Origin of the sequence: Pseudomonas sp. SR18 (genome assembly GCF_023701505.1) — a bacterium.
In the GTDB taxonomy this organism is placed as follows: Bacteria; Pseudomonadota; Gammaproteobacteria; order Pseudomonadales; family Pseudomonadaceae; genus Aquipseudomonas; species Aquipseudomonas cyclaminis.
Genome location: NZ_JAMQAU010000009.1, coordinates 168,390 through 195,017, shown reverse-complemented (window position 1 = coordinate 195,017; position 26,628 = coordinate 168,390). Strand labels below are relative to the sequence as shown.

The 26,628-nt window shown below is 61.5% G+C and carries 24 protein-coding genes; 15 read left to right on the top strand and 9 right to left on the bottom strand.

Annotated features, from left to right (window positions below):
• Window positions 1-10 precede the first annotated feature (10 nt).
• Both tolR and NDJ82_RS15610 read left to right on the top strand, forming a co-directional pair.
• Entirely contained in the window at window positions 11-457 is a 447-nt protein-coding gene (gene tolR, locus NDJ82_RS15615) for a protein TolR (RefSeq protein WP_112195752.1), read from the top strand.
• Window positions 454-1,221: an energy transducer TonB gene (locus NDJ82_RS15610; RefSeq protein ID WP_250925816.1), complete on the top strand. Its 768-nt coding sequence runs from the start codon at window positions 454-456 to the stop codon at window positions 1,219-1,221. Before tolR ends, NDJ82_RS15610 begins: the two co-directional genes overlap by 4 nt.
• Window positions 1,222-1,242: 21 nt before the next feature.
• Here the strand turns inward: NDJ82_RS15610 and NDJ82_RS15605 are convergent, their stop codons facing one another.
• Genes NDJ82_RS15605 through NDJ82_RS15590 form a run of 4 tightly spaced genes read right to left on the bottom strand, consistent with a single transcriptional unit; the run spans window position 1,243 to window position 5,691 of the window.
• A complete protein-coding gene (locus tag NDJ82_RS15605; protein WP_250925815.1) occupies window positions 1,243-2,190 on the bottom strand; it encodes a D-isomer specific 2-hydroxyacid dehydrogenase family protein in 948 nt (315 codons plus the stop codon).
• Window positions 2,187-3,365, bottom strand: coding sequence for an acyl-CoA dehydrogenase family protein (locus NDJ82_RS15600; protein WP_112195746.1), 1,179 nt, complete (start codon window positions 3,363-3,365; stop codon window positions 2,187-2,189). The genes NDJ82_RS15605 and NDJ82_RS15600 overlap by 4 nt, the downstream gene beginning before the upstream one ends.
• Window positions 3,362-4,705, bottom strand: coding sequence for an LLM class flavin-dependent oxidoreductase (locus NDJ82_RS15595; RefSeq protein ID WP_250925814.1), 1,344 nt, complete (start codon window positions 4,703-4,705; stop codon window positions 3,362-3,364). The genes NDJ82_RS15600 and NDJ82_RS15595 overlap by 4 nt, the downstream gene beginning before the upstream one ends.
• 11 nt (window positions 4,706-4,716) lie before the next feature.
• Window positions 4,717-5,691, bottom strand: coding sequence for an ABC transporter substrate-binding protein (locus tag NDJ82_RS15590; RefSeq protein ID WP_191958931.1), 975 nt, complete (start codon window positions 5,689-5,691; stop codon window positions 4,717-4,719).
• Window positions 5,692-5,976: 285 nt separating this feature from the next.
• Between NDJ82_RS15590 and NDJ82_RS15585 the strand changes: the two genes are divergently transcribed.
• Entirely contained in the window at window positions 5,977-10,281 is a 4,305-nt protein-coding gene (locus NDJ82_RS15585) for an RHS repeat-associated core domain-containing protein (protein ID WP_250925813.1), read from the top strand.
• A 3-nt stretch (window positions 10,282-10,284) separates the two neighbouring features.
• On the top strand, window positions 10,285-10,572 hold the full coding sequence (locus NDJ82_RS15580) for a hypothetical protein (RefSeq protein ID WP_250925812.1): 288 nt from the start codon (window positions 10,285-10,287) through the stop codon (window positions 10,570-10,572).
• A gap of 142 nt (window positions 10,573-10,714) precedes the next feature.
• On the opposite strand, the gene NDJ82_RS15575 is transcribed toward NDJ82_RS15580, so the two are convergent.
• Both NDJ82_RS15575 and NDJ82_RS15570 read right to left on the bottom strand, forming a co-directional pair.
• The gene (locus tag NDJ82_RS15575) at window positions 10,715-12,298 is read right to left on the bottom strand and encodes a rhodanese-related sulfurtransferase (RefSeq protein ID WP_250925811.1); all 1,584 of its coding nucleotides are present in this window, start codon (window positions 12,296-12,298) and stop codon (window positions 10,715-10,717) included.
• Window positions 12,295-12,906: a cysteine dioxygenase family protein gene (locus NDJ82_RS15570; RefSeq protein ID WP_158877994.1), complete on the bottom strand. Its 612-nt coding sequence runs from the start codon at window positions 12,904-12,906 to the stop codon at window positions 12,295-12,297. Before NDJ82_RS15570 ends, NDJ82_RS15575 begins: the two co-directional genes overlap by 4 nt.
• Window positions 12,907-13,119: 213 nt before the next feature.
• Here NDJ82_RS15570 and NDJ82_RS15565 point away from each other — a divergent pair, with 213 nt between their 5' ends.
• Complete coding sequence (locus NDJ82_RS15565; protein ID WP_099586870.1) at window positions 13,120-14,025, top strand: LysR family transcriptional regulator; 906 nt, start codon at window positions 13,120-13,122, stop codon at window positions 14,023-14,025.
• A gap of 107 nt (window positions 14,026-14,132) precedes the next feature.
• The gene (locus tag NDJ82_RS15560; RefSeq protein ID WP_250925810.1) at window positions 14,133-14,927 is read left to right on the top strand and encodes a class II aldolase/adducin family protein; all 795 of its coding nucleotides are present in this window, start codon (window positions 14,133-14,135) and stop codon (window positions 14,925-14,927) included.
• A 68-nt stretch (window positions 14,928-14,995) separates the two neighbouring features.
• On the opposite strand, the gene NDJ82_RS15555 is transcribed toward NDJ82_RS15560, so the two are convergent.
• Window positions 14,996-16,078 carry an LLM class flavin-dependent oxidoreductase gene (locus NDJ82_RS15555; protein ID WP_250925809.1) on the bottom strand — a complete coding sequence of 361 codons (1,083 nt, stop codon included), beginning with the start codon at window positions 16,076-16,078 and terminating at the stop codon, window positions 14,996-14,998.
• Between the two features lie 255 nt (window positions 16,079-16,333).
• Here NDJ82_RS15555 and NDJ82_RS15550 point away from each other — a divergent pair, with 255 nt between their 5' ends.
• Window positions 16,334-16,957, top strand: coding sequence for a hypothetical protein (locus tag NDJ82_RS15550; RefSeq protein WP_099586867.1), 624 nt, complete (start codon window positions 16,334-16,336; stop codon window positions 16,955-16,957).
• Here the strand turns inward: NDJ82_RS15550 and NDJ82_RS15545 are convergent.
• Together NDJ82_RS15545 and NDJ82_RS15540 are read right to left on the bottom strand one after the other, a co-directional pair.
• Window positions 16,909-17,241, bottom strand: coding sequence for a hypothetical protein (locus NDJ82_RS15545; RefSeq protein ID WP_099586866.1), 333 nt, complete (start codon window positions 17,239-17,241; stop codon window positions 16,909-16,911). The genes NDJ82_RS15550 and NDJ82_RS15545 overlap by 49 nt on opposite strands.
• On the bottom strand, window positions 17,238-17,546 hold the full coding sequence (locus NDJ82_RS15540) for a phosphomannomutase (protein WP_244643475.1): 309 nt from the start codon (window positions 17,544-17,546) through the stop codon (window positions 17,238-17,240). Before NDJ82_RS15540 ends, NDJ82_RS15545 begins: the two co-directional genes overlap by 4 nt.
• A 230-nt stretch (window positions 17,547-17,776) precedes the next feature.
• Here NDJ82_RS15540 and NDJ82_RS15535 point away from each other — a divergent pair, with 230 nt between their 5' ends.
• Genes NDJ82_RS15535 through NDJ82_RS15500 form a run of 8 tightly spaced genes read left to right on the top strand, consistent with a single transcriptional unit; the run spans window position 17,777 to window position 26,604 of the window.
• Window positions 17,777-18,217: a low molecular weight protein-tyrosine-phosphatase gene (locus tag NDJ82_RS15535; RefSeq protein ID WP_178075424.1), complete on the top strand. Its 441-nt coding sequence runs from the start codon at window positions 17,777-17,779 to the stop codon at window positions 18,215-18,217.
• A 42-nt stretch (window positions 18,218-18,259) separates the two neighbouring features.
• Window positions 18,260-20,479, top strand: a complete 2,220-nt coding sequence (locus NDJ82_RS15530; RefSeq protein WP_099586863.1) for a polysaccharide biosynthesis tyrosine autokinase — start codon at window positions 18,260-18,262, stop codon at window positions 20,477-20,479.
• Window positions 20,480-20,502: 23 nt separating this feature from the next.
• The gene (locus tag NDJ82_RS15525; protein ID WP_250925808.1) at window positions 20,503-21,798 is read left to right on the top strand and encodes a lipopolysaccharide biosynthesis protein; all 1,296 of its coding nucleotides are present in this window, start codon (window positions 20,503-20,505) and stop codon (window positions 21,796-21,798) included.
• On the top strand, window positions 21,795-22,985 hold the full coding sequence (locus tag NDJ82_RS15520) for an O-antigen ligase family protein (RefSeq protein ID WP_191946272.1): 1,191 nt from the start codon (window positions 21,795-21,797) through the stop codon (window positions 22,983-22,985). The genes NDJ82_RS15525 and NDJ82_RS15520 overlap by 4 nt, the downstream gene beginning before the upstream one ends.
• Window positions 22,982-24,145: a polysaccharide pyruvyl transferase family protein gene (locus NDJ82_RS15515; RefSeq protein WP_250925807.1), complete on the top strand. Its 1,164-nt coding sequence runs from the start codon at window positions 22,982-22,984 to the stop codon at window positions 24,143-24,145. Before NDJ82_RS15520 ends, NDJ82_RS15515 begins: the two co-directional genes overlap by 4 nt.
• Complete coding sequence (locus NDJ82_RS15510) at window positions 24,142-24,693, top strand: LbetaH domain-containing protein (RefSeq protein ID WP_099586859.1); 552 nt, start codon at window positions 24,142-24,144, stop codon at window positions 24,691-24,693. The genes NDJ82_RS15515 and NDJ82_RS15510 overlap by 4 nt, the downstream gene beginning before the upstream one ends.
• The gene (locus NDJ82_RS15505) at window positions 24,690-25,667 is read left to right on the top strand and encodes a nitroreductase family protein (protein ID WP_250925806.1); all 978 of its coding nucleotides are present in this window, start codon (window positions 24,690-24,692) and stop codon (window positions 25,665-25,667) included. Before NDJ82_RS15510 ends, NDJ82_RS15505 begins: the two co-directional genes overlap by 4 nt.
• A gap of 1 nt (window position 25,668) precedes the next feature.
• The gene (locus tag NDJ82_RS15500; protein WP_250925805.1) at window positions 25,669-26,604 is read left to right on the top strand and encodes a glycosyltransferase family 2 protein; all 936 of its coding nucleotides are present in this window, start codon (window positions 25,669-25,671) and stop codon (window positions 26,602-26,604) included.
• The last annotated feature ends 24 nt before the right edge of the window (window positions 26,605-26,628 follow it).

The window sequence follows — 26,628 nt, the reverse complement described above, 5'->3', positions numbered from 1 at the left end:
GAGCATCCCCATGTTAGTCAGGCCGCAACGCAAACACGGGCCCAAGGCCGAAATGAACGTGGTGCCGTACATCGACGTGATGCTGGTGCTGCTGGTGATCTTCATGGTGACCGCGCCGATGCTGACCCAGGGCGTGAAGATCGACCTGCCCAAGGTCGCCGCCGAGGCGCTGGCCACCGATACCCGCCAGCAGATCCTGACGCTGTCGGTAAAAGCCGACGGCGGCTACTACTGGAACCTCGGCGGCGAGCTCGACACCCGCCACCAGACCGACAGCGCCGTAAGCCTGGACGAAATGGGCGCCAAGGTCATGCAGGTGGTAGCGGCGCGCAGTGACACCCAGGTGTATATCCGCGCCGACGACAATGCCGGCTACGGCAGTGTGGTCGCTGCCATGGCGGTGTTGCAAAAAGGCGGTGTGAGCAACCTGGGGTTGGTGACCGAGGCCCCGCAATGACGGCGATGATCATGCACAGTCCACAGCTTGCGATGGAACCCAGGGATACGTCCGGCGTGTGGCGCAACAGCCTCGCCGCCAGCCTGGCGGTGGCGCTGCACGCGGGCGTGCTGGCGGCGTTGATGGTGGGTTGGTCGACGCAAAAGCCGCTGGTGGAGGCGCCTCGGGTGATGCACACCCAGTTGGTCATGCTGCCGCCTGCGCCTGCGCCTGAGCCAGAACCGGTGGCCGTTGCACCCGCGCCGCCAGAGCCGGTAGTGGTCCCGGCGCCGGTCAAGCCTGCGGTGGACCCACAAATCCAGGCACAAAAGCTGGAGAAAGCCGCCTTGGCGCGTAAACGTGTCGAAGAAAAGAAGGTCGAGCACCAACAGGAACGCCTGGCGAGCGAGCAACGCAACCGCGAGCTGGAACAGCAACGCGTGGCCCAGGAGCGCCAGGCCGCCGAAAAAGCCCGCGTCGCAACACCCACCCCAGCAGCGGCACCGGCTTTTGACAGCCGCCAATACCAGCCCCTGAGCAAGGAAGCACCGGACTACCCCGAGCGCGCCCTGGACAAGAACATCGAAGGCGATTGCACCCTGGAGTACAGCGTCAACACCCAGGGCCGCGTGGAAAATCCCAGGGTGCTGGACGGCTGCCATCCGTTGTTCATGCGGCCGTCACTGACGGCGGCGAACACCTTCCGCTATCAGCCAAGGATCGTTGATGGCAAGGCTGTTGCGGTGCCGGCGGTGCGCAACACGTTCCACTACCGCATCAAATAACACCAACATTTTTAAACTGCGTCAGGCGTTAACGAGATTTGCCAGTTCGGTACCCGAAATGTAGCGCTCCAGATTCGCCAAAAACGTATCGGCAATTTCATTGCGGCTGTTGGTCGAAATCGCCGACGTATGCGGCGACAACCTCACCCTTGGATGGCTGTACAACGGGTGCCCATCCGGCAACGGTTCCGGCTCGGTCACGTCCAGCGATGCCAGGCCGATCTGCCCGTTGTCCAGTGCTTCCAGCAGCGCCTCCTGATCAAGCAGGCCACCTCGCGCAATGTTGATTAAATGCAGCCCCGGCTTGGCGCTGCCCAACACGTCGCGGTCGACGATGTTGCGCGTCGCATCGGTCAGCGGCGCCGCCAGCACCAGGTGGTCGGCGCGGGCGAACAGGTCGTGGATGTCCCTTGCCGCTTCAACCCCGTCGACCCCGAACGGCGTCGGGCTCTGGCGCAGCGCCACCACGTTGATCCCCAATGCGTGGGCCTTCTGCGCCAGGCTTTCACCAATCGCACCAAAGCCGAGGATGCCCAAAGTGGTGCCCTTGAGTGGACGCAGCGCGGTGAAATTCCACTGTGAGTCTTTCACCCAGATGTCCGGCAAGTGCTTGGACGCGGCAAAGATCGCCGCCAGGGCGAACTCGGCGAGGTTGTCGGCGGCGCTGCCACGGGAGGTCGTCACCGGCGGGCCATTGAACAGCCACTGCGGGTAGAAATCGATCCCCGACGACACCAGGTGCACCCATTTCGCGGCGTACGGCCAGCCTGGGGGCGGGGTGTCCGGGGCGGTGTAGCCGCGCACATTGATCGGGCGCAGCAGCAGGATGTTCGCGTGGGGCGGCAGGTCGCTGGGGACGCCGATGGGGACGTCGATCACCTGGGCGTCGGGGTGCAGCGGCGCCAGGCGTTCGCGGATCACTTGATTGAAATCTTCGCCCAGTTGGCTGGCGATAATCACCTGAGTCATGTGCGTTCCTTCTGACGTTGGGCGAACACGGCCTTGCCGACACCTTGCAGCACGGCGTCGTTCTGCGGGGTGTGGACGCGGCTGCACAGCACGTCGCGGTAGTGCCGTTGCAGGGGGCTGTGGCGTGACAGGCCGGGGTTGCCCGAGGCTTCGATGGCCAGCTCTACCGCACGGATGGCGTTGTTGGTGACCAGGTACTTCAACTGTGCGGCATTGGCCGCCGGGGTGTGGCCGTCGGCGGCGGCGTCGAGCAGGCTGCGGTTGGCAAACAGCAGGGTGTCGATATGCCCGACGGTTTCCTGGAAGCGCGGCAAGGTCGACAACGCCGCGCCGAGGTTGGAGGGCTGGCGCGCTTGCAGCCAATTCACCAGCCAGTCCCGCGCGGCCTGGGCCACGGCGTCGTACACCGACGACAGCAACACCGCCATCCACAGGAATCCGTCGGCGTCCAGCTCCGGCTGCGGTGCGCTCCAGGGGCTGACACTGACGGCGTGGTCCAGCGGCACCAGCACGTTGTCGAGTACCACTTCGTGGCTGCAGGTGGCACGCATGCCCAGGTGATCCCAGGTGTCGATAATGGTCACGCCGGGGCTGTCCTTGGGCACCAGCCACGCGCCCACCAGCGGGTCTGCGTCATCACTGCGCGCCCACACGCTGAACCAGCTCAGGCCGTGGCTGCCGGTGGAGTAGAGCTTGCGCCCGCTGATGCGCCAGCCTTCGGCGGTGCGCACGGCGGTGGTCGCCGGCAGGCCGCCACGGGCCGGGGTACCGAGGTCGGGCTCGACGCGCAGGGCGTTGATCAGCGCGCCGTTGCGCACCGCGTCTTCGGCGACTTTCACACGCAGATGCGGGGGCCAGGTTTTGCTGTCTTGCAGGCGTGTGTGTTGCAGGTATTGCATCACCAGGATCAGCGCAGTGGACGGCTCGCCCTTGGCAATCGCACTGATCGCCTTGCGCGCCTGGGCCAGGCTGGCACCGCCGCCGCCCAGGGCCTTGGGCACGGTGAGGGCGACCAGGCCGTGTTCCTGCAATCGTTGGAAGTTGGCGTGGGGGAAGGCGCCGCTGTCGTCGTACTGCGGCGCAGTACTGGCCAGCTCGGTGGTGAGGCGTTCGAGCAGGGCTTCGAAGTTGGCGACTTCCACGGAGCGTAGGCGACCGTTGAGGGATTCGCTCATGCCAGCGCCTCTTGCGGTTCTTCCACCTCGACGCTGTAACGGTTGGCCGGCACGTCCAGGCCCAGGTTATCGCGCAGGGTGTGGCCGCCGTACTCGGTGCGGAACAGCCCGCGCTGTTGCAGCACCGGTACCACCAGCTCGGTGAAGAACTGCAAGCCATCCGGCAGCACCGAGTTGACGATGAAGCCATCGCTGGCGCCGGTCTCGAACCAGGTCTGGATCGCATCGGCGACCTGCTCCGGGGTGCCGACAAAATCCCGCTTGGGCCGCGAGAAGCGCAGGGCCACTTCGCGCAGGGTCAAGCCCTCGTCGCGGGCCAGTTGCTTGATGCGGTCGGAGCCGCCTTTCTGGCTGTTGGAGCCCAGGTCGCCGAGTTCCGGGAAGGGCTCGTCGAGCGGGTATCGACTGAAATCGTGGTCGTTGAACGGGCGACCGAGGGCGACGATGGCGTCTTCCACGGTGACCAGGTCCACGGCTTGCTGGTAGCGGCTTTCCACTTCGGCGGCATCGCGCCCGACAATCGGGCGGATGCCCGGCAGGATCGAGAGGCTGTCGGCATCGCGGCCAAAGCCTTTGGCCCGGCGCTTGAGGTCCTGGGAGTAGGCCAGGCCTTCTTCGATGCTTTCCACATGCACAAAGATCGCATCGGCATGTTCGGCGGCGAAGTTACGCCCGTCTTCCGAGGTGCCGGCCTGGAAAATCGCCGGCTGGCCCTGGCGTGAACGCGCAATGTTGAGCGGCCCCTTGACCGAGAAAAACTCGCCCTTGTGGTTCAGCGCATGCAGCTTGTCCGGGCTGAAAAACTCGCCGCTTTGCTTGTTGTAAGCAAAGGCATCGTCCTCCCAGGAGTCCCACAGGCCCTTGACCACGTTCAGGTGTTCCTTGGCGATGCGGTAGCGCACGGCATGCGGCGGATGCTCGGCCTTGCCGAAGTTGTCGGCGGTGCCGCTCAGCCACGAAGTGACCACGTTCCAGCCGGCGCGACCGCCGCTGATATGGTCCAGGGACGCAAACTGACGCGCCACTTGGTAGGGCTCGGTGTAACTGACGGTCACCGTGGCGACCAGGCCGATATGGGTGGTCAGGGCCGCGAGGGCTGAAAGGATCGTCAGCGGCTCGAAACGGTTGAGGTAATGGGGGCTGGATTTGGCGTGGATATGCAGGCTGTCGGCGATGAACACGAAGTCGAATCTGGCGGCTTCGGCCAGTTCAGTCTGCTGCTTGTAGAAGCCGAAATCGGTACTGGCATTCGGTAGGGCCTGCGGGTGGCGCCATTCGCCCCAGCCGTGACCGACACCGTGGACCATTGCTCCCAATTTCAAATGACGTGGCTTGCTCATGTTCTGCTCCTTCAGCGCGAGGCTTGGTTGTTGGGGGCACGCTTGGCGTTAAAGCTCTTGTCGAAGCCCTGGGACACGTCGATGTGTTTGGTCAGCAGGCCTTCTTTTTGATAGGTGTCGGCGGTGGCTTGCAGGCCACTGATCACGCTGTCATCGATCAACACCGGGCTCAGGCGGGTTTCCTTGGCCACGGCCACATGCACCGCCAGTGGCAGGCCGGTGATTCTGGTCTGGGCGGCGGCGTATTCGTCGGGGTGCGTATTGGCCCAGGCGTAGGCGCGGTCGACACGGGCGACAAAGTCGTCGAGTTGTGTGCGTTTGTCGGCGATGGCCTGGCTGGTCGCCGCGAGATACAGGTGGTTGCTCAGCAGCGTGTTGCCGCTGGCGATGATTCGCGCCTGGCTTTGGGAGGTGACCACCGTGGTGTAAGGGTCCCAGGTCGCCCAGGCGTCAGCGGTGCCGTTGTCCAGCACCAGACGCGATTCGGCAGGCAGCAGGAAGATGAACTGCACATCCTGGCTGGTCAGACCGGCAGTCGCCAATGCCTTGATCGCCAGGTAATGCCCGATGGAGCCGCGGCCGGTGACGATTTTCTTGCCCTTGAGGTCGGCTGCCGTCTTGATCGGCGAGTCCTTGGGCACCAGCAGTGCGGTGGTATTGCGCCCTTCGGCGTGGATGATGCTGACCACTTTGAGCGACGCCCCGGCACCCAGCGCGAACACATAGGGCGCGTCGCCCAAGGCCCCGATATCCACCGCGCCGGCATTCAGGGCTTCGCCGAGGGGCGAGGCGGACGGGAACTCCGACCACTGGATGGTGTAGGGCACGTCTTTGGTTTCGCCGGAGGCTTCGAGCAGGGCCTTGATCGTCGATTTTTGATTGGCCACCCGCAGTGGTTGCAGGTCGGCGGCGTGGGCGGTGGTGGCGAGGCCAAGGGCCAGGGCGGTGCTCAGGAGCAGGTGTTTGAAAGGGTTGGTAAAGACCATGGGATGCAGGCTCCAGGCAGATCGTGAAAGGGTTCGGTTACCTCCGCCTGGAGAAGGGGTCGGTGAGGACTTCACGTTATTCCCATAAGAACTTGCTGTGAAGTTCTTTTTGGTTATAAGTTAATTATCAAATATATTAATTATATTGATTGTTATTATTCGGTTATTGCATTTATCAGGTGCCGTGCCCCAGAGCTTTCCTACGAGCGACTCGGAAAGTCTCACCTGAGCAATAACGCCACTGCGTGATTTGATCTCGGTCTTTTCGGACAGGGATCGTTGCACATGACTGATACGCCGTGGGCGGCCCGCGAGGGTGATGCGCTGTTGCACAGCTCAATGCTCGCCGACGTGCTGGGTGGGGTGCTTGAGATTGCGGCCAACGTGGCCGTGACCGCCCTGGCAACAGCGGCCGTGGTGGTGGCGACGGGGATAACCGTGGCGACGGGCGGCCTCGGTTGCGTCATATTGGGCGCGGTCGTGGGGGTGGTCGTCGGCGTCGGGATGAGCAAGGCCGGCGCGGATAAGGGGCTTTCGCGACTATGTGAATCGGTCGCCGATGCTCTGTTCCCGCCGGTAGCCGATGCCTTTATCCGCAGTGGCTCGCCCGATGTGTTCATCAATGGCAAACCAGCTGCGCGTGCGGCCGGAAAAGTTTTGCCTGTGGTGGCCGAGGCTGGCGTTGAGCCGACCTATCTGGATATCGCCGCAGGCTTCTTTTCTCAATTGTGGCGTCCGACCGTGGCTGCTCCGGCCACGGGTGCGGTGCCTTGTCCTGCCGATACGGTCGACTGCAATAAACACCCGCCCATGCCGGAGCAGTACCTGGCCGAAGGTTCCAGCAAAGTATTCATCAACGGCCAGCCCGCTGTGCGCAGCGGGGACAGAAGCAGCTGCGAAGCCAAGGTCGGAAACGTCCAGGTTTCATCGAATGTGATCGTCGGCGGCGCGCCGGTGGTGGTCCGCGAGATTCACAGCGGCAAGACGCCGGGCGTCGGCTTGGCCGTGACGGCGCTGCTGGCATTGCGAGGCGGTGGCGCGAAGTTCTTCAGCCAGTTGCCGTGCATGGCGGTGGGTGGGCTGGTGTCGTGGGGTAGCAGTCAGGTGGACCGAGCGCTGACCGCTGCGGTCGCGGGGTCGCCCAACCCAGTGCACAGCGCCACGGGTGCGAAGATCCTTGATGGAAACGATGATCTGGATTTCGCGTTGCCAGGCCTGTTGCCGATTGTGTGGCAACGCTACTACAGCAGCCAGGACGAACGCCGCGAGGGCTTATTTGGCTGCGGTTGGAGTGTGAGCTACGAGGTTAGCGTCGAGATTGGCGCGCATCCCGAAGGCGGCGAGCAACTGATCTACACCGATGAGCAAGCGCGTCGGATCGACATGGGCGCGATTGCATTGGGCGGCGCGGTGTTCAGCGCGGGCGAAGGCTTGAGTGTAAGACGCCATCGTGACGGCCACCTGCTGATTGAAAGTGTCGACGGCCGTTATCGGCTATTCGAGCCCACGCCTGGTAATCCCTTGCACTTGCGGCTGAACCAGTTGGGAGATCGCAATGACAATCGCGTCGTCCTCGACTATGACGATCAAGGCCGCCTGAGTCAGTTGCGCGACCCCCTAAGCGATGTGCGAATCGAACTGGGCTACAGCCTGCAATGGCCCGGCCGCGTGGAGCGTATTGAGCGCCTGTACCTGGATCACAGCCGAGAAACCCTCGCCAGCTACGGCTACGACGCACATGGCGACCTGGCCGAAGTGCGCGATGTTGATGGGCATGTGCAGCGCCGCTTTGCGTACGACAGTGGCCAGCGCATGGTCGAACACCAACTCCCCACTGGTCTGCGGTGTTTTTATCAATGGGCCTGCGTGGATGATTACGAATGGCGGGTGATCAGGCACTGGACCGATGAAGGCGACGCGTACCACTTCGACTACGACCTGTCACGAGGCGTCACGCGGATCAGCGACGGTCTGAAACGCGTCAGCACGCGCCGTTGGAATGCCCAGTACCAGATCACCGTGTATACCGATAATCTCGGCCAAACCTGGCAATTTGAATGGAATGACGAGCGTCAGTTGCTCGGTGCCACCGATCCTCAGGGCGGGCAGTGGGCGTTCGGCTACGACGCCTCCGGCAACCTGTCCAACATCCGAGATCCTTTGGGCCGTATCGATTCCACCGCGTGGCTGGAGCACTGGTCGCTACCGTTGGTAGAGACCGATGCCACCGGACACCACTGGCAGTATTGCTACGATCAGCGCGGCAACTGCACCAGCGAAACCGATCCACTCGGCCACGTCACGCGGTACCGTCATGATGCGTTTGGCCAGGTGATAGAAATCATCGACGCCACGGGCAAAGGCAGCACCTTACGCTGGAATGGAATCGGACAGTTGATCGAGCAGATCGACTGCTCGGGTTACTCCACGCGATTCGAGTACGATCGGCGTGGCCACCTGCAAGTCGTGATCGATGCGTGGGGGGAACGGCAGCGCTATCAACATGACCACCAAGGGCGAATGCTGCAAACCGAAAGGCCCTACGGGCACATCGAACAGTATATTCGCGACCCCAGCGGCCAGTTGATCGGCTATACCGATGCAGCGGGCCATATCACCCGCTATCAATACGATCGGCGCGGGCAGATGCGCCAGCGGGTCGATGCTCATGGCCGACAGATCGAGTTCTGCTACGACGCCTACGGCCGACTCCAAACCCTGACCAACGAAAACGGCGAAAAATACCGTTTTACCTGGGACCAGGGCGACCGTATTACCCAGCAACAAGACCTCGGCGGTAGCTCGCGGCGTTATACGTACGACGCGCTGCATAACCTTGCCGCCGTCGAATATGTGCCATCGAATGCCGACGCTTCTATCGTCCATTACCTGGAACGCAACGCTGTCGGTCGTCTGTTGGCCAAAGAGACGGAGGATGGGCGAACCGAATACGCCTACGATTTAGTCGACCAACTCACCGCCGTCACTTTCACCGCGAACGATAAGACCACTCAGGCTCTAGCCTTCACCTACGACCCACTGGGCCAACTGCTCACCGAACACAGTGCCGCCGGCAGCCTGAGCCACCGCTACGACGAACTTGGCAACCTGATCCAGACGCAACTGCCCGACGGCCGCTGGCTCAATCGCCTGCACTACGGCAGCGGCCACCTGCACCAGCTTAACCTTGACGGCCACGTTATCAGCGACTTCGAACGCGACCGCCTGCACCGTGAAGTCCTGCGCACCCAAGGCCAGCTCATCACCCGTAGCGAGTACGACCGTTGCGGCCGATTGCGTTCACGTAAATGCAGCCCTACAGGCCAGCCCCGGCAGTTGCCGCCAACCCAACAGAAAACGTTTGAGTACGACCCGGCGGACAACCTGATCGGCCGCCTGGACGGGCACCGACGCCAATTGCTGCATTACGACGCGACCGGCCGGATTATCGCCAGCCAGGACAACGTTCAAGGTCAGCAGCAAACCTTCGCCTACGACGCGGCCGCCAACCTGCTGGACGGCCCGCAAGGGCAGGGTGGGCTGGTCAGGCACGACAAGCTCCTGACCTATCAGGATAAGCGTTACCGTTACGACGGTTTTGGTCGAATGATCGAAAAGCGCAGTACCGTGCGAGGTCTGCAACGCTTCGCGTACGACGCTCAACACCGGCTGATCGAAGTCTGCAGACAGATAAATGGGCGGGAGCAGGTCGTGAAAATGACCTACGACCCGCTCGGCCGGCGAATAGCCAAGACCGAGCATGACAGCCACGGATTTACGCTGGCAGAGACCCGCTTTGATTGGGACGGCTTGCGCTTGTTGCAGGAGCACAAACATACCCAGACAAGCCTCTACATCTATGAAGATGAAGGCTACGAACCCTTGGCGCGAGTCGATGGGATCGGCCCCCAGCAAAAAATCCGTTACTACCACAACGACCTGAACGGTTTGCCTGAGCAACTGACCGAAACCGAAGGGGAAACCGTGTGGCATGCGCGATACCGTGTGTGGGGAAACACGCTCGAAGAGGTGCGCAAGCCGTACTTTATCGAAGAACAGAACCTGCGCTTTCAGGGGCAGTACCTGGACCGGGAGACCGGGCTGCACTACAACACGTTTAGGTTTTATGATCCGGATGTGGGGCGGTTTACGACGCCGGATCCGATTGGGTTGATGGGGGGCGTGAATACTTACGCCTACTCGCCTAATCCCTTTACGTGGTTGGATCCCTTGGGTCTGGCAGCCTGTCCAAAGAAAGTGGACGCCTTACGTAACGGGCCTCAAAAAACAGTCGTGAGGGTTAAGGACAAAAGCGAGGCTAACGAGTTGTTGGACGCAGCATTTCCTGATGTCCAGAAAGTCAGGGGTATAGGCTCGCAAGATGCTGGTGGTATAAGAAAGAAACATAAGATGGACCAGTTTAAGAAAAGAGATGGAAAAGCTCGTTATAGAAAAGATTATCCAATTAATAAGGATGCCGGGCGTGTTTACGGTCATGACGACCCGAAAGGCACTGGCCATGGTGAACTACCACACGTCAACATTAAGCGCGCTGACGGAACAATGGTTCGTATTGATATCGCGGGTTAAAAAATGAACAAGCTCATTGAGGCGCTAAATGCGGGTAAGCGCAGAGGCTACGAAGAACGTCGCACGATCTGTGGTGAGGAGCTTTTTTTTCAATACGCTATAAAAAAACAAGATGATGTTTACTGTACGTACTTTTTTGCGGTTGAGGTATCGCGCATGGATCTGATTGAGGATGACGAGAATGAAGAGGTAAAAATATTTTTAAGCTTGGACGCTGCACTGGAGTATTTGGCCGTTAAAGGAGCTCTTATAGAGAAGTTTTCAGTGATAAGCAGCACATTGCCTTTTTAGTTTAGGGGCAGGCTGCCGTATAGGTTAGAAAGATGCGCGGACGAATTATAATATGTGACATACACCGCGCTCCGTACGAGTGCATTGCATTTTTGTAACGCGTGCCGCAACTCATCTTGCGAAGTGTCGCGGCCGGGAGGGGTCAAATCACATAGAACCCATGCGTACCGTCGCGCGCCAATTGCTCGACCAAGCCGAACTCCCAATCCAGATACGCCTGCATGGCTTCCTTGGGGTTGTCGGTGCCTTCATAGGGGCGGCGGTAGCGGTCGATGCGCGGGGAGGCCAGGTGGGTTTCGCCTTCTTCCAGGGGCAGTTGCGCGTTGATCCAGCCCGCGGTGCCGTCTTGCAGCAGGAACACTTGCCTGCCGGTAATGGCTTCGACTTCGGCCACCGCCAGGCGCGCCAGTTGGCTGCTGCCGCAGGTCAGCACATAGCGCTCGGCGGTCGGTACTTTTGCGAGGGCGTCGGGCAGTTGTGCACGCAGGGCCCACCAGGCGCCGGGGATGTGGCGTTTGACGTAGTTGGCGCTGGCGGTGAAGTCCAGCACCAGGGTGTCGCCGTGGGCCAGCCAGTCGGCGAGGGTGTGGGGGCTGATCAGTTCGGCCTGGGGCGGCGTGGGCACCGGGGCGACCCAGGCGCCTTTTTCGCTGAAGTGCGCCGTCTGCAGGTCGTCCAGTACGTGCACCTCCCAGCCCAGTTGGGCAAGCCAGGACGCGGACATATTGGCGCGCACGCCGTCGTCATCGGCCAGCACCAGCCGTGCGCCACGCACGCTGGCCACGTGATCGGTTTCCTGGACCAATTGGCCGCCCGGCGTGGAGCGGGCGCCGGGCAGGTGGCCGGCGTCGAATTCTTCCGGGGTGCGCACATCGAACAGGTAGGTGGTGCGGCTCGGCTCCTGCTGCCAGCGTTGCAGGTCGCCGAGGGTGGCGCGGCCGACGCGGGCCTTGTCGGCGACGCGGCGGGCGTCCTGGGCAGCGATGTGGCGGTGTTCTTCCGACGTCGGCGCAAAGCGGCGCGACTGGTCATGGGCGAGCGTCTGACCGGCCAGGGTCCAGCCGATGGTGCCGTTGCGCAGCGCCGACACCGGGTTGGCCACGCCCGCGTTGATCAGCGACTGGGTGCCGATGATGCTGCGGGTGCGCCCTGCGCAGTTGACGATGATGCGCGTGGCCGGGTCCGGGGCCAGTTCACGGGCGCGCAGCACCAGTTCGGCACCGGGCACGCTGATGCTGGTGGGGATGCTCATGGTCTGGTATTCGTCGAAACGGCGGGCGTCGAGCACCACCACGTCGGCCTGGCTGTCGAGCAGGGCCTGCACTTCTTCGGCGGCCAGGGACGGCGTGTGCCGCTCACTCTCTACCAACTCGCCAAAGGCCTTGCTCGGCACGTTCACGTCGATAAACAACTCGCCGCCGGCGCTGCGCCAACCGTCGAGGCCGCCGTCGAGCAGGCTGACCTGGGTGTAGCCCAATGCAGCCAGGCGCTCGGCGGCGCGCACAGCCAGCCCTTCACCGTTGTCGTAGACGGTGACCTGGGTATCGCGCCGTGGGATGCGCGCAAACACCTCCAGTTCCAGTTTGGACAGCGGGATATTCGCGGCGAACAACGGGTGGGATTCAGCAAACGGCGCTTCTTCGCGCACGTCGATCAGGGCGACTTCTGCATGGTCCAACAGGGCCTGGCGAATCTGCGCGAAACTGCGGGTCGGTACGGTGCTCATAGGGCAGGGCTCTTTTCTTTGGACAAATCCCAGATGTTCGGGAGGTAGGCGTTGGAATAACCGGAGATAAACAGTTTCTCGCTGCCGTCAGGCTGGTACACCGCGCGGCGTACCGCGCCGATATTGGCGCCGTACACGTGAATGCTGATGGACACTTTGTCACTGTGGGCGTTGCTCACCTGATGGATATCGCCGACGTTGGGCGACACCGCCTCGACCTGGCCTGGCACCAGCTCAATGGGCTTGCCTTCGGCGACCAGGCTGCCGTCGGGGGCGCGTTCAAAACCTTGGGAAAATTCCGCGCCGCGCAACATGCCGATCAGCCCCCATACCCGGTGGTCATGAATCGGCGTGGTTTGCCCCGGTCCCCATACAAAACTGACAATGCTGAAGCGCTGGCGCGAATCGGCATGCAGCAGGAACTGCTGGTAGCGCTCCGGGTTGGGTTGGGCGAATTCATCGGGGAGCCAGTCATCATGGCTGACCAGTTGCGCGAGCAGCTTGCCGCCACGGTGCAGCAGGTCACCTTCGCGTGGATTGCCGTCGATCAGTTCCGCCAGGGCGCCAATAAAGGCTCTGAGTCTCTCGGGGTGTCGGGCCTGGGTCATGACAATTCCATCAGTCGGTGTTGATGGGTTTATCTAAGCATAATGTTTATAGTTAATATGCTATTTTTTAATGATTAGCTTATAGCTGAAGGTAATTTAGAACCGGTCTGAATAGCGTTAGACGTTATCGATCACAGCCTGGGCTATTCAGATAACGTTCCTGCAACTATGCTTCGCGCACATCTTAATGACTGTTCTCTATGTGCGGCCCAAATGAAAATTGACGATATCGATGCCTTTGTCGAAGTGATTCGTTGCCAGTCCATCAGCCATGCCGCCGAGTCGTTGCAACTGACCCAGCCGGCCATTACCCGCCGCGTGCAGAACTTCGAGCAGGCGCTGGGGGTGGAGCTGTTCGACCGCAACACCAAACCCCTCAAGCCGACGCTGATCGGCACCCGCGTGTATGAACAATGCCGGTTGATCCTGCGCGAGATGGATGCGTTGCGTGAACTGGTCGCCACCGACGCTCCCCCCACTGGCGTACTGCGCCTGGGCGTACCGCAGACCATCGGCGATGTAGTGCTGCTGGACGCGCTGAAGCTGCTGCGCAGCGAGTACCCCGAGCTGCGCGCCCAGGTCGCGACCGGCTGGGGCAGCCAGTTGGTTGGCAAGATCGAACGCGGCGAGCTGGATGCGGCGGCGGCGTTGTTCCCGGCGGGCAAGATATTCCCGGACAACATCGTTGGCGAGTCCATCGGCAAGATGGAACTGGTGGTGGTGTGCGCCAAGGCGCAGTTGCCGAAGAAGCCGTGCAAGCTCGCGGATGTGTACCAGAATGGTTGGATCCTCAATCCGGACGGCTGCGGGTTCCGCGCTGGCCTGCAGCGCACCTTGTCTGACCAGGGCTTGGCGCTGCGGGTCAACCTGGAGACGTTCGGCACCGAGTTGCAATTGGGATTGGTCGCCGATGGGTTGGGCTTGGGCCTGGTGCCGCGCCCGCTGCTGGAACGCAGTGCGCACCGTGAGCAACTGGCGGTGATGCCGCTCAAGGACTTCAAGCCGGTGATGGATTTGTGGCTGATCTATCCGCACTTCCTGGGCAACCTGCAGGGGCCGGTGGATGCGTTTGGCAAGTGGGTGGCTGCGTCGTTGCACAAGATTCGAGACGCCGCTTGATATGAAAAAAAATAATAATTAGCTTAGATTAAAATGTGCTTTTTATTATTTTTGAGCATCCCCTAGGCTTGCCTGGAAGTCTTTAAGGCCATCCAGGAAGTTTTGCCATGAGCAGCGTCACCTCGATTTCCAGCGTTTCCAACAACGTTCGTCAACGCGTCACGCCAGAAGAGTGGGAAGTGCGCGTCAAACTGGCCGCCGCCTACCGCCTGGCGGCCTTGTACAAGTGGACTGACCATATCTATACCCACTTCTCCGCCCGTGTACCGGGCCCGGAGGAGCATTTCCTGATCAATGCCTTTGGCCTGTTGTTCGATGAAATCAACGCTTCCAACCTGGTCAAGGTCGACCTCGACGGCACCATCGTCGACGATCCTACCGGCCTCGGTATCAACTACGCCGGTTACGTGATCCACAGCGCCATCCACGGCGCACGCCATGATCTGCAAGCGGTGTTGCACACTCATACCCGCGACGGTATTGCGGTGTCGGCGCAGAAGGACGGCTTGTTGCCGATTTCCCAGCACTCCATCGCCTTTTCCGGGCGTGTGGCGTACCACGGCTACGAAGGCATCGCCCTCGACCTGGACGAGCGCGAGCGGCTGGTGGCGGATTTGGGCGACAAGAGTGTGATGATCCTGCGTAACCACGGGCTGTTGACGGCGGGCATCAGCGTCGAACATGCCTTCCAGCAACTGCAAGGGTTGGAGCGCGCGTGCAATATCCAGATTGCGGCGCAGGCGGCGGGGAATGCGGAGTTGGTCTTGCCGCCACAGGAGGTGGTGGCGAAGGTGGAAGAGCAGGCCAAGGCGCATAGCAGCGGTGAAGGGCCGGGCGTGGCGCGGCATTGGAATGCATTGATTCGGCAGTTGGAGCGTACGGATACTGACTACAAGAACTGATCCCGAGCCAAATGAAGAATGTGGGAGGGGGCAAGCCTCCTCCCACATTGGTTTTGTAGTGTTCCTGCTTACGCGACCTGTTTGGCCTGTTCGCGTTCAGCAATCAGTTGGCGGGTGAGGGGGATCAGGCGCTTGCCGTAGTCGATTGCATCATTGAGCGGATCAAACCCACGGATCAGGAACGTGGTGATACCCAGGTCGTAATAATCCACTAACGCTTCTGCCACCTGTTCGGCGGTGCCCACCAACGACGTGGAATTACCCTGCGCGCCCAGCAACCCCGCAATGCCTGTCCACAAACGCTTATCCAACCTTGAGCCTTGCGCCGCTGCCGCGAGCAACCGGCGCGAGCCTTCATTCGGCGGTTCGCGGCGTACAAAACCGTTCTGCTCGGCCAGTGCCGTGGCTTGCTGCAAGATACTGTCAGCACGTGCCCACGCCAGTTCTTCGGTCTCGGCGAGGATCGGTCGCAGCGACAGGCTGAAGCGAATCGTGCGGCCATGTTTGGCCGCTTCGGCCCGAACCTGGGTCACGGTCTCGCGCACTTGCTCGTAGGTTTCGCCCCACAGTGCGTACACGTCGGCATGCTTGCCGGCCACTTCAATCGCGGCCTTGGAAGAACCCCCAAAGTACAGCGGAATATGCGGCTGCTGTGGCGACTTCACGCTGGAGTGCGCGCCTTCGACCTGATAGTAGGTGCCGGCGAAATCGAAGGGCTGTTCGCGGGTCCATTCCTGGCGCACCACGCTCAGGTACTCGTCGGTGCGTGCGTAGCGTTCGTCCTTGCCGATGTGGCTGCCATCGGCGCGCAGTTCGCGGTCGTCGCCACCGGTGATGATATGCACGGCGGTGCGCCCGCCGTTGAACACATCCAGGGTGGCGAACTGGCGCGCTGCAAGGGTGGGCTGGGCGAAACCGGGGCGGTGGGCGATCAGGAATTGCAGCTTTTCAGTGACGCTGGCCGCATGGGAGGCGATCAGCGTGCTGTCCGGGCTGTTGGAATGGAAGGCCACCAGAGCGCGGTCGAAACCGGCCTCTTCGTGGGCGCGGGCCACGGTTTCCACGTAGTCCGGTTGCAGGGTCGGACCGCTGCGTGGGTGGATTTCGGATGCATGGTGGCCGCCGATATAGCCGATGAATTCGATGCTCATGGTCTGTCCTTGTCGAGTAGGGAGTGTGTACCTCCGCCGGGCAGGGGGTCGGTCATGCTCGTCCAAGGTAGGGGGCGCGACAGCCGCTGTAAAATGCCGTTTGGTTCTATCCTAATCATTAAAATTCAGAATCATAGGGTTATTATTTGATCAGTAAATTGCATTTTATGCTTGATGCTGACGGTAGATAACGTTGTGTTTTGCGTGGGGCTGAGGTCTGATGGGCGCCGAAAATGGCTCCTTCAGGGTTAGGCAATGATGCGGGCAGAACTGGCGCAATTTGGCGGCATTACCGTCATGATTCCGGCCGCAGTGGTGATTGCTGTCTGGCTGAGGTATTCCACCCCTTGGGCATTGCGGGCCTGGATAATAACGGTGGGTGTTACTTACTCCATAGTCGCGGCCAGCAAGTTGCTGTTTAAAGGCTGGGGATTGTCCGCGCAGCCTTTGGACATTGCCGTTATAAGTGGCCATGCGATGAACACGTGCCTGATGGTGACAGTGGCCACGAGTTTATGGGTGCGCCAATTAAATGTTGGATGGCGTTGGCCGGCGGCGTTAGTGGGGTTAACCCTGAGTCTGGGCTTTAGTGCTTATTGTGTAGCGCCTTACATACATCCTCTGAATGAGGCCCTTGCCGGCGCCATGCTGGGTTCCACAGCCGCCCTTGCGTTTCTTTGGCGCATTGACGCGGCGAACATCAAGCTTTCCCCAGGGCTTATGGGCGGTGGCCTGATGTTTTTATTGGCGTGCGCGCTGGTGCCCAAGTACAACGCCGAGTTGCTGCTCAACCGCGTCGCCGTGAGCCTGTCAGGTGCTGAGCAAGCCCATCAGGAACCGGCCTGGCGCCTGGGAGCGGCGCACACCAAGGCCGAGTAGCTCGCCAGGTCCAGGGCCAGGTTGCTGTCTACCATCAGTTCCAGCAATACGGTCTGCGCGTTGAAACACTGTGCATCGCCCCGACGCTTCGCGCCCTGCATTTGCTTGAACAGCGTGTGAGTAATTTGCAGGGGAGAGCTGCCTTGCAGTTGGTCCAGCCAGTGGCCAATCGCCCGGGTGTTCTGCTGGTACTGTGCGCCGGCTGGCGGCTCCACAAACCCCTGGAACATGCCGGTCAGTTTTCTCAGGGCATATCCACGGCGCAGCCCGCCCAACAGGCTCATGACCGCTCCTCGGTGCCGGAGATATTCGCCAGCAGCTCGGCGGTCTTGACCTGCATGAACTGGCTGTCGCCACGGCTTTCCACGCACAGGCACACCGATAGCGCATTGCTGACCTGCAACTTGAAGCGCCAGTCGGCGAAGACCATCGACAAGCCCGCGCCCGACTCATCGCTGGCCAGGGAATGGCTGGCATACAACACCTGCATGCGCTCGACGACACGGGTCGAGTTATTCACCTCGACGTGAATATTCCCCGAAGAAGGAAATAGGCCAATACGCTCTACCAATAACTTTGACGTGTTCATGGCCGCCCCTTGGTTGGTGCATTAAAACCGCACTTTATTATGCAAGGGTGAAAAAGTACTGGAATGTTATTTTTAGTCCGATAGTGCGTGTGTTGTTATTTTTTGTCCTGCGCGATAGATAGTCTCTAGTGCAGCCTGTGGTCATAATTGGCTGGTCGTTAGTTGTTTGTTATTTAAATAAGGTCGTCCCTTTTGCCGATAAACAAATGTGCGGTGCGTGGGAGGTTGCCTTGTTCAAAAACATATTGATTGTGTGTATCGGCAACATCTGCCGCAGCCCGACGGCAGAACACTTGCTGGGCGCCGCGCTGAGCCCCTGCGGAATTCAGGTGCGTTCGGCCGGCCTGGCTGCGTTGCGTGACCATCCGCTGGAGCCTACCGCCGGGCAAGTGCTGCTGGAGCACGGGCATATTCCCCAAGCGCACAAGGCGCGGCAACTCAACGTCGAGGCCGTCAGCGAGGCCGACCTGATCCTGGTTATGGAACAGCGGCACATCGACGGGGTGCTCAATCTCGCTCCCGAGGCGCGGGGCAAAGTGTTCCTGCTGGGCAAGTGGCAGCAGAACCTTGAGATCACCGACCCCTATCGCCAGGGCAAGCCTGCCTTTGTTCAGGCCTATGCATTGATCGAACAGGCCGTGCAGGCCTGGGCCCGGCGCCTGGCGCGCTGACGCTCCCTCTTTAAAACGATTGCAAGGACGAAGACGCGATTTATGTATTCACCCCAGAACGCTTCCGCTGACAGCCCCCAACGTGACGAGATCGATGTACTCGGCATGCTCGGCACCCTGCTTGATCACAAATGGCTGATCGCCGGGATCACCGGCACTTGCATGGTGATCGGCGCGACCTACGCGATTCTGGCGGCGCCGGTGTACCAGGCGAATGCGTTGATCCAGGTGGAGCCAAAGAAGAACGACATGCTCGGTTTCTCCGACGTCAGCAGCCTGCTGGGCAAGGAATCGCCGGCGGTGACCGAGATCGAACTGATCAAGTCGCGCACCATCATCGGCAAGACTGTCGACACCCTGGCGCTGGACATCACCGTCACACCCCAGCGTTTCCCGCTGATCGGCGGTTTCCTTGCGCGACGGTATGCGCCGGAACACAAGGGTGATATTGCGCCGCCGCTGTTCGGCTTCAGTCGCTGGTCGGTGGGGGGTGAGCAACTGGCGCTGACCACGCTTAATCTGCCGGCCGCATTGCTCGGCACTTCTCTGCTGCTGGTGGCCGGTGAGGCCCAGCGCTACAGCCTGTTTGATGAGGATGACCGGGAGATCGCATCGGGCCGCGTCGGCGAGGCGTTTTCCGCCGGCGGCGTGGAGGTCCTGATCAAGGAACTGCGCGCCAACCCCGGTGCGCATTTCAAGATTGTGCGCAAGCCGCGCCTGGATGCGGTGGCCGACTATCAGGACTTGCTCACCGTGATCGAACGCGGCAAGGAGTCGGGCATCATCAGCCTGTCCCTGGAGAGCACGCGCCCGGCCCTGGCGATTCGCACCCTCACTGAAATTTCCAACCTCTATGTGAAGCAGAACGTCGACCGTACCTCGGCCGAGGCGGCGCAGAGCCTGTCGTTCCTCAACGATCAGTTGCCCCAGGTACGCCGTGACCTGGAGAAGGCCGAAAACGCGCTGAACCGCTTCCAGACTCGCAGCAAGTCCATCGACATCAGCCTGGAAGCCAAGGCCGTGCTCGACCAAGTGGTGGCCCTGGACACCGGCATCTCCGAACTCAAGCTGCAACAGGCCGAGATGGACCGCAAGTTCACACCGCAGCACCCGGCCTATCGAGCCTTGATCGCCAAGTTGGCTGAACTCAACGCCAAGCAGGCGCAGATGACCAAGCGGGTCGAAGGCCTGCCCAGCACCCAGCAGGAATTGCTCAGCCTGACCCGCGACGTGCAGGTCGGTACCGAGATCTACACGCAGTTGCTCAATCGCTCCCAGGAACTGGACGTGATGCGCGCCGGCACCGTGGGCAACGTGCGCTTGATTGACAGTGCCGATGCCAATATCAGCAAGCCGGTGGAACCGCGCAAAGTGATCGTGGTGCTGCTGGCGATGCTGCTCGGCGGCATGCTTTCCATAGGCTTGGTGCTGGTGCGCAGCCTGCTCAACCGGGGGCTCGAAAGCCCGGATGACATCGAGAAACTCGGCTTGCCGGTGTACGCGTCGATTCCCTTCAGCCTGCTGCAAAAGGCAGAGGAAGCCAATGCGGCCAAGCGCCATTCAGACGCGCCGTCGTTGCTGGCGGTCAACCATCCCCATGATCTGGTGATGGAGGCGATGCGCAGCCTGCGCACCAGCCTGCACTTCGCCATGCTTGAAGCGAAGAACAACCGCCTGATGATCACCGGCCCCAGCCCCGAAGTGGGCAAGACCTTTGTCTCGGCGAACCTGGCGGCCATCGTGGCGCAGTCGGGCCAGCGGGTGCTGTTGATCGATGCCGATATGCGCAAGGGCTACTTGCACAAGGTGCTCGGCCAGATGGTGGAAGCAGGATTGTCCGACCTGCTGGTCAAGCGTTGCGAGCTTCAGGATGCGATCCAGCCCACTGCCGTGGAGCGTTTCGACTTCATCGGCCGTGGGCAAATCCCGCCGAACCCGTCCGAGTTGCTGATGCACCCCAATTTTGCCGCGCTGTTGGCCGACGTCAGCGAGCGCTACGACCTGGTGATCATCGACACGCCGCCGCTGCTGGCGGTGACCGACGCCGCAATTATCGGGCGCCAGGCCGGGACCAGTCTGTTGGTGACGCGGTTCGGGGTGAACTCGGCGAAGGAAATCGAGCTGACCCTGCGCCGTTTCTATCAAAACGGCGTCGAGCTCAAGGGCGCTATTTTCAACGGCGTGGAAAAGCGTCGTTCCGCCAGCTACGGCTATGGCGACTACGGCTACTACAGCTACGCCTACCAGTCCGACAAGGCCTGATGCCGATGAACAAGGCGCTTGAAATGCCCCGTTCGCTGTCGCGCCGCTTTCGCCTAAACGTGCTCAGTTATGGCTACACCCAACTGGTGACGCTGGCGGCACAACTGGTGCTGGTGCCGTTCTTCCTGCACGCCTGGGGTACCGGGCGTTATGCCGACTGGCTCGTGCTCACGGGTATCCCGTCGATGCTCAGCCTGCTCGATTTCGGTGTCGCCCAGGCGTCCGCCACCAGTGCCACGTTGCGCGCCAGCCAGGGCGATGTGCCCGGTGCGCGGCGCAGTGTACAGACCGCGTTGGCATTTACCCTGGCGGTGGTGGGGCTGGTGCTGGTGTTCGCCCTGACCCTTGGCCAGTGGCTCGACTGGGTGACGCTGCTCAGGCTCAAGACCCTGGCGCCCGAGCAAGCGAGCCTGGTGGTGGTGTTCATGTCCGGCTACCTGTGCACGCGGCTGCTCGGAGGGCCGATTGACGCGTGGTTCCGTACCATCGACAGGACTGTCGGTGGCGTCTTTATCATGGCCAACCGCAGGACCCTGGACATTATGTTGTCGATCGGTGTGCTGTTGCTCGGCGGCTCGGAGCTGCAATTGGCCCAGGGCATGTTTTTCAGCCAGGTGCTGTTCCTGCTGCTGGTGACCCTGTTTGTACGGCGTATTTCACCCTGGCCGTTGCTGGGGCTGGGCTCGGCGTCGTGGGCCGAGTTTCGCGGTATCTGGAAACCCGCAGTGGGCAGTGCAGCTATTCCGCTGGCGCAAGCCATTACCCTGCAAGGCGGTCTGCAAGTGCTCAACCAGATCGCCGGCCCGGCAGTGGTGGTGGGCTACACCATGGCGCGCACCCTGATGCGGCTGATCATCCAGTTGGGCATCACCTGCAGCAATGCGCTCACTCCGGAGATATCACGCCTGGCCGGGCGCGGGCAATTCGACCAGGCGCGACGCTTTACCCAGCGCGCCAGTTCAATGGTCCTGGGCCTCTGCGTGCTGGTGTACGGCGCAGGCATCTGGGCCGGGCCGCAGATCATTACGCTGTGGAGCCATGGCCTGGTGCAGGTGGACCGCGTGTCATTGGCGCTGATCGGCGCCCATACGATTCTCAACGTGGCGTGGTTCATCCTCGCGGCGATGCTGATTTCCACCAACCGCCATACGCGCACCTCGGTGATCTACGCCGTGAGCAGCCTGGCCGCGTTGTTGCTGTGGCTGGCGGGCAGGGCACACATCGATCCACTGCTCGGCGCGTCTCTGTTGCTGGCAATGCCGGAGTTGGTGGTGCTGGTTTACCTGCGGGTGATTCGCGTCGGGGAGGTGGGCCCATGATGCTGTCCCAGGCGCGCCTGACCCTGTACTTGCCGCTGACGTTTTTTGCGTTGCCGCTGGCGTTGAGCAATAACCTGTCGCAGCCGTTGGCGTTGCTGCTGTTGCTGCCGTTCGTGGTGTATGGGTTGCGCGGTTTCAGCCGGGCACTGCCGTTGCTGGCACTGGTGATTGCCGCCAGCGTGTTGCAGGTGCTGGTGAGCAGCGGGGCGAAGATTTCCCTGTATCAGTTCATGCGCTCGGGCATTCCGTTTTTCTATTTTGTGCTGCTGTTGGCGGGGTACCGCTATGTGCAGGCCAATGTGGAGAACATCGCCCGCGCCCACAGCCCTGGCTATCGACGGATTATCGAGCGGATCATTTACTTCTTCGCCCTCGGCCAGTTGTTGCAGGTCAGCCTGTACGGCGTGGGCATCGACCTGACCAATGCTGCCTCCAAATCCAGCGACGAAGTGGGGCGGATCATGTTGTTCCCCACCAGCTCGGCCGTGCTGCTGTTCTTCTACGCCTGCTGCCAACGCAAAATCGGCCTGATGCTGATCATCGCCGTCACACTGCTGGCGGCCGGCTCCAAGACCATCCTCGCGGCCATGGCCGTGATGATCCTGCTGTCGGCAATCACGCAGCGCAAGGTCAAGTCCCTGGCGGTATTGGTGGTGGCCATCGGTGCCCTGGGTACGTTGACGTTCTATGCCAGCCCCTTGGCAGTGTCGCGCTTTGCCACGTACTTGTTCGAGGAAAAGGGCGAAGACGTCACCCGCGCGTTCGAGATCGCCCACGCCAAGGAGTCGTTCCTCGACAACCCGGCCACGGTGTTCCTTGGCAATGGCCTGGCCAAGCAATTGACCCCCGGCGTGCCGACCAATGACGAGCGCTGGTTCGAAAATTCCAAGTTCGATATCGAGAACGGCTACTGGGGGGTGACCGCCAAGCTGGGCGTCGTCGGTGTGACGCTGTTCTGCCTGCTGTTCAGCGGCCTGCCGCGCACCCCGGTGTCGCTGGCGGTGGTGGCGATTCTGCTGATTTTTTCGTTCAAGACCAGCTACCAGTTCTTCACCACCTTCGATGGCAGTTATTTGCTGGTGTGGTCGATGCTTATCGGCCTGCTCAACACGGCCGCGCCTGCCCGCCAGGCCGTTCGCCCGCCCGCGCGCCCAATCCATTCCTCACTCAGACAGGCTGGTTCATGAACGCATCTGTACGCCCCGTGAAGGCCGGGATACTGACCTACCATTTCAGCGAGAACTTCGGCGCCGTGCTGCAAGCCTATGCGTTGCAGCGCTGGCTGCAGCAGCAGGGCTTGCAGGTCAGCCTGATCAACTACCACCCGGCCTATGTGGAGGACGGCAGCGAGTTGCGTCAACTGTTCAGCCCACGCCAGCTCAAGGCCAACCTCAAGGCGCTGTACCTCAAGGCCCTGGCGTTGAAAACCCAGGTGCTGGGGCCCAATGTCCAGTCGCGCCAATTCCAGGCGTTCAAGGCGCGTTTCCTGAATATCCAGGCGCCGCGCTACGCCACCGCCGCGCAGCTCAAGCAGGCGGTTGCCGGCCAGCAGTTGCTGGTGGCGGGCAGTGACCAGATCTGGAACCCCTCGGGCCAGACCGGCCTGGACCCTGCGTACTTCCTGGCGTTCGACTGCGACAAGGCGACTCGACGCATTTCCTACGCAGCCAGTTTCGGCAAGGAATACCTGGAACCCGAGTACCACGCCGAAGCCGAAGGCCTGCTCAAGCAGCTGTCGGCGATCAGTGTGCGCGAAGAGAGCGGGGTGGCTATCGTGCAGCAGGTCGCCGGGTTGGCCGCCCATTGCGTGCCCGATCCGACGCTGCTGCACCGCGATTATTCAGCGCTGCTCGCCACCGCCAGCCAGACCCGCACCGGCCACGTGTTCTGCTATGCGCTGCGCACCTGCGTGGGCGTGCGTGAGGTGGCCCAGGCGTTGTCCCGCCATGTGGCCGGACCGATCGTCTCGCCGTACAACGCGCACCGGCGCTGGCGCCAGATCGGCGAGACCGTGCAGGTCGGCCCCCAGGACTGGCTCAAGCTGCTCAAGGACAGCGCCTACGTGGTGACCAACTCGTTCCATGCCACGGTGTTCGCGATCATTTTCGAGAAGCCGTTTATCGCCGTGGGCCTGCCGGGCACCAAGGCCTCGCTCAACGCGCGGGTGCGCAATCTGTTGGAGAAGCTTGAACTGTCCCAGCGGTTTTTGCCGGCGGACGACGCAGGCCAGGTGCAACGCTTGATTGCCGCGCCCATCGACTGGGTCGCCGTCAGCGCCCGGCGCCAGGCATTGCAGCAGGTGGGCGAACGCTACTTGCTGGAACAGCTGGCGGCGCTCCAGTCATGAGCGACTTCGCCCAACTCAAGTACGTGGACACCTTGCCCCACAGTGACAAGGCCCGACGCCTGTTGTGGGGCATCGTGTATCAACTGCTGTTTCGCCCCACGCCGCGCTGGATGTTGCATGGCTGGCGGCGCGGGCTGCTGCGCTGCTTTGGCGCCAGGATCGGCGAGGGGTGCCGGATTGCGCCCACCTGCAGCATCTGGGCCCCGTGGAACCTGGAGATCGGCGACTACACCGCCATCGCCGACGGGGTGGATGTGTACGCCATGGCGCGGATCACCCTGGGTTCCAAGGTCACCATCAGCCAGCGCAGTTTCCTCTGCACCGGCACCCATGACACCCGCAGCCTGCTGCGGCCGTTGGTGACCCGGGAGATCGTGATCAAGGACCACGTGTGGGTCGCTGCCGAAGCGTTTATCCATCCCGGCTGTGTGCTGGAAGAGGGCTGCGTGGTGGGCGCGCGGTCGGTGGTCACCGCCGACCTGCCGGCCTGGATGATTTGCGTCGGTGCGCCATGCCGCGCCCTCAAACCGAGAGACATCGCACTATGAAACAGGTGAAACGCATGATGGCCAAGGCATGGAAGTTGATGTTGTTCGTCAGCGAGTTTTTTCGCGACATGCTCACGTTTATGCGCCACAACGGCTATTCGCCGCTGGAGAGCCGCAACAAGAAGCTGTTCTACAAGATCCTCATCGAAACCCACACCGTGGAAAAAGGCCTGTCCCTCAAGGAGCCCAAGCCGCTGTTCGGCAAGGACAAGATCAACGGCATCATCCACATGCTCAACGAATATGACCGCACTTATTCGGCGTTGCCGCTGGAGATGGCCCTCGGCGCGTTCCAGGGCTATCTGGACCTGCATCGTACGCTCGGCATCAGCGACGATTTTGTGTTTTACCTGGACGCCTATGTCGAGCACCTCAAGCGCGACGGCACCGCCGGCACCGGCGGTATCAAGCGCGCCGCGCCATGGCTGGGCAATGGCGGGCTGGACGCCAAGGCGTTCCTGCAATCGCGCTCCAGTTGCCGGATGTTCAAGGCCGGCAAGATTGACAGTGGCTTGCTCACCTCGCTGGTGGAGCTGGCGCAGTCGTCGCCTTCGCAATGCAACCGCCAGTCGTCGCGGGTGCATGTGTACCAGGACCGCGTCGTGATCGCGCAGCTGCTTGAGTTGCAAGGCGGTTCGCGCGGCTTTGCACAGTCGGTGGACAACCTGTTTGTGGTCACTTCGGAAGTCACCGCCTGGGGCGGCGCCGGCCAGCGCAACCAGCTTTACGTCGACGGCGCGTTGTTTTCCATGGGGCTGTTGCTGGCCTGCCATGCCAACGGCCTGGGGGCGTGCCCGCTGAACCTGGCGATCCTCAACTCGGTGGAACGGAAAATCCGCAGTATCGGCGCTATAGCGGCCAGCGAGCGGCTGATCATGATGATCGCCGTGGGCTTGCCTCTGGAAAGCCATTTCCGGGCCGCGCGTTCACCGCGCCGGCTCACCACCGAAGTCCTGCAACTGCACGGTGGTTGAGATGAACCGAGAAACCGTCAGTGTGATCATCCTCACCTACAACGAAAGCCTGCACATCGCCCGGGCCATCGAGTCGGTGCGTGCCTTCAGCGACGAAGTGCTGGTGGTCGATTCGTTCTCCAGCGACGACACCTGTGACATCGCCCGGCGCCACGGCGCGCTGGTGGTGCAGCACCCGTTCGTCAACCAGGCCAGACAGTTCCAGTGGGCGCTGGACCATCTGCCGATCACCGGCAACTGGACGATGCGCCTGGACGCCGATGAAATCATCGAGGCTGACCTGGCCGCCGCGATCAATACGCGACTGCCTTTGTTGGCAAACGATGTCACCGGCATCAACTTCAAGCGCAAGCATATCTTCATGGGGCGCTGGGTGCGCCATGGCGGCCGCTACCCGCTGAAGATGCTGCGGCTGTGGCGCACCGGGAAGGGTCGTATCGAAGACCGCTGGATGGACGAGCACATCTCGGTGGCCGAAGGCCGCACCATCACCCTGGAAGGCGGGTTTGCCGACCACAATCTGCATGACCTGACCTTCTTCACCCACAAGCACAACCAGTACGCCACACGCGAAGCGATTGAAGTGCTGAACGCCCGGCTGGGCTTGTTTGTGATCCGCGACGACCTGCACGCAGGGCAGAGTTCGTTGCAGGCCAAGACCAAGCGGTTGGTCAAGCACCGCCTGTACAACCGGGTGCCGTTTACTGTGAGTTCCACCGCGTATTTCCTGTGGCGCTACATCATCCAGCTGGGGTTTCTCGATGGCCGCAGCGGCCTGGTCTATCACCTGCTCCAGGGCTATTGGTACCGCTTTCTGGTGGGCGCCAAAGTGTTGGAGCTGGAAACCGCGATTGCCCATTTAAACGATAAGGAAGCCATTGTCCGGGAACTCTCGAAGTTGACCGGCCATAACTTGAACCTGCCCACACCGAAGTAACCGAGCGTTTTCAACAAACACCCA

What these genes read in the sequence shown, in the direction of transcription:
- tolR (WP_112195752.1), top strand. Translation starts at nt 11, where the DNA reads ATGTTAGTCAGGCCGCAACGCAAACACGGGCCCAAGGCCGAAATGAAC.
- NDJ82_RS15610 (WP_250925816.1), top strand. Translation starts at nt 454, where the DNA reads ATGACGGCGATGATCATGCACAGTCCACAGCTTGCGATGGAACCCAGG.
- NDJ82_RS15605 (WP_250925815.1), bottom strand. Translation starts at nt 2,190, where the DNA reads ATGACTCAGGTGATTATCGCCAGCCAACTGGGCGAAGATTTCAATCAA.
- NDJ82_RS15600 (WP_112195746.1), bottom strand. Translation starts at nt 3,365, where the DNA reads ATGAGCGAATCCCTCAACGGTCGCCTACGCTCCGTGGAAGTCGCCAAC.
- NDJ82_RS15595 (WP_250925814.1), bottom strand. Translation starts at nt 4,705, where the DNA reads ATGAGCAAGCCACGTCATTTGAAATTGGGAGCAATGGTCCACGGTGTC.
- NDJ82_RS15590 (WP_191958931.1), bottom strand. Translation starts at nt 5,691, where the DNA reads ATGGTCTTTACCAACCCTTTCAAACACCTGCTCCTGAGCACCGCCCTG.
- NDJ82_RS15585 (WP_250925813.1), top strand. Translation starts at nt 5,977, where the DNA reads ATGACTGATACGCCGTGGGCGGCCCGCGAGGGTGATGCGCTGTTGCAC.
- NDJ82_RS15580 (WP_250925812.1), top strand. Translation starts at nt 10,285, where the DNA reads ATGAACAAGCTCATTGAGGCGCTAAATGCGGGTAAGCGCAGAGGCTAC.
- NDJ82_RS15575 (WP_250925811.1), bottom strand. Translation starts at nt 12,298, where the DNA reads ATGAGCACCGTACCGACCCGCAGTTTCGCGCAGATTCGCCAGGCCCTG.
- NDJ82_RS15570 (WP_158877994.1), bottom strand. Translation starts at nt 12,906, where the DNA reads ATGACCCAGGCCCGACACCCCGAGAGACTCAGAGCCTTTATTGGCGCC.
- NDJ82_RS15565 (WP_099586870.1), top strand. Translation starts at nt 13,120, where the DNA reads ATGAAAATTGACGATATCGATGCCTTTGTCGAAGTGATTCGTTGCCAG.
- NDJ82_RS15560 (WP_250925810.1), top strand. Translation starts at nt 14,133, where the DNA reads ATGAGCAGCGTCACCTCGATTTCCAGCGTTTCCAACAACGTTCGTCAA.
- NDJ82_RS15555 (WP_250925809.1), bottom strand. Translation starts at nt 16,078, where the DNA reads ATGAGCATCGAATTCATCGGCTATATCGGCGGCCACCATGCATCCGAA.
- NDJ82_RS15550 (WP_099586867.1), top strand. Translation starts at nt 16,334, where the DNA reads ATGATGCGGGCAGAACTGGCGCAATTTGGCGGCATTACCGTCATGATT.
- NDJ82_RS15545 (WP_099586866.1), bottom strand. Translation starts at nt 17,241, where the DNA reads ATGAGCCTGTTGGGCGGGCTGCGCCGTGGATATGCCCTGAGAAAACTG.
- NDJ82_RS15540 (WP_244643475.1), bottom strand. Translation starts at nt 17,546, where the DNA reads ATGAACACGTCAAAGTTATTGGTAGAGCGTATTGGCCTATTTCCTTCT.
- NDJ82_RS15530 (WP_099586863.1), top strand. Translation starts at nt 18,260, where the DNA reads ATGTATTCACCCCAGAACGCTTCCGCTGACAGCCCCCAACGTGACGAG.
- NDJ82_RS15525 (WP_250925808.1), top strand. Translation starts at nt 20,503, where the DNA reads ATGCCCCGTTCGCTGTCGCGCCGCTTTCGCCTAAACGTGCTCAGTTAT.
- NDJ82_RS15520 (WP_191946272.1), top strand. Translation starts at nt 21,795, where the DNA reads ATGATGCTGTCCCAGGCGCGCCTGACCCTGTACTTGCCGCTGACGTTT.
- NDJ82_RS15515 (WP_250925807.1), top strand. Translation starts at nt 22,982, where the DNA reads ATGAACGCATCTGTACGCCCCGTGAAGGCCGGGATACTGACCTACCAT.
- NDJ82_RS15510 (WP_099586859.1), top strand. Translation starts at nt 24,142, where the DNA reads ATGAGCGACTTCGCCCAACTCAAGTACGTGGACACCTTGCCCCACAGT.
- NDJ82_RS15505 (WP_250925806.1), top strand. Translation starts at nt 24,690, where the DNA reads ATGAAACAGGTGAAACGCATGATGGCCAAGGCATGGAAGTTGATGTTG.
- NDJ82_RS15500 (WP_250925805.1), top strand. Translation starts at nt 25,669, where the DNA reads ATGAACCGAGAAACCGTCAGTGTGATCATCCTCACCTACAACGAAAGC.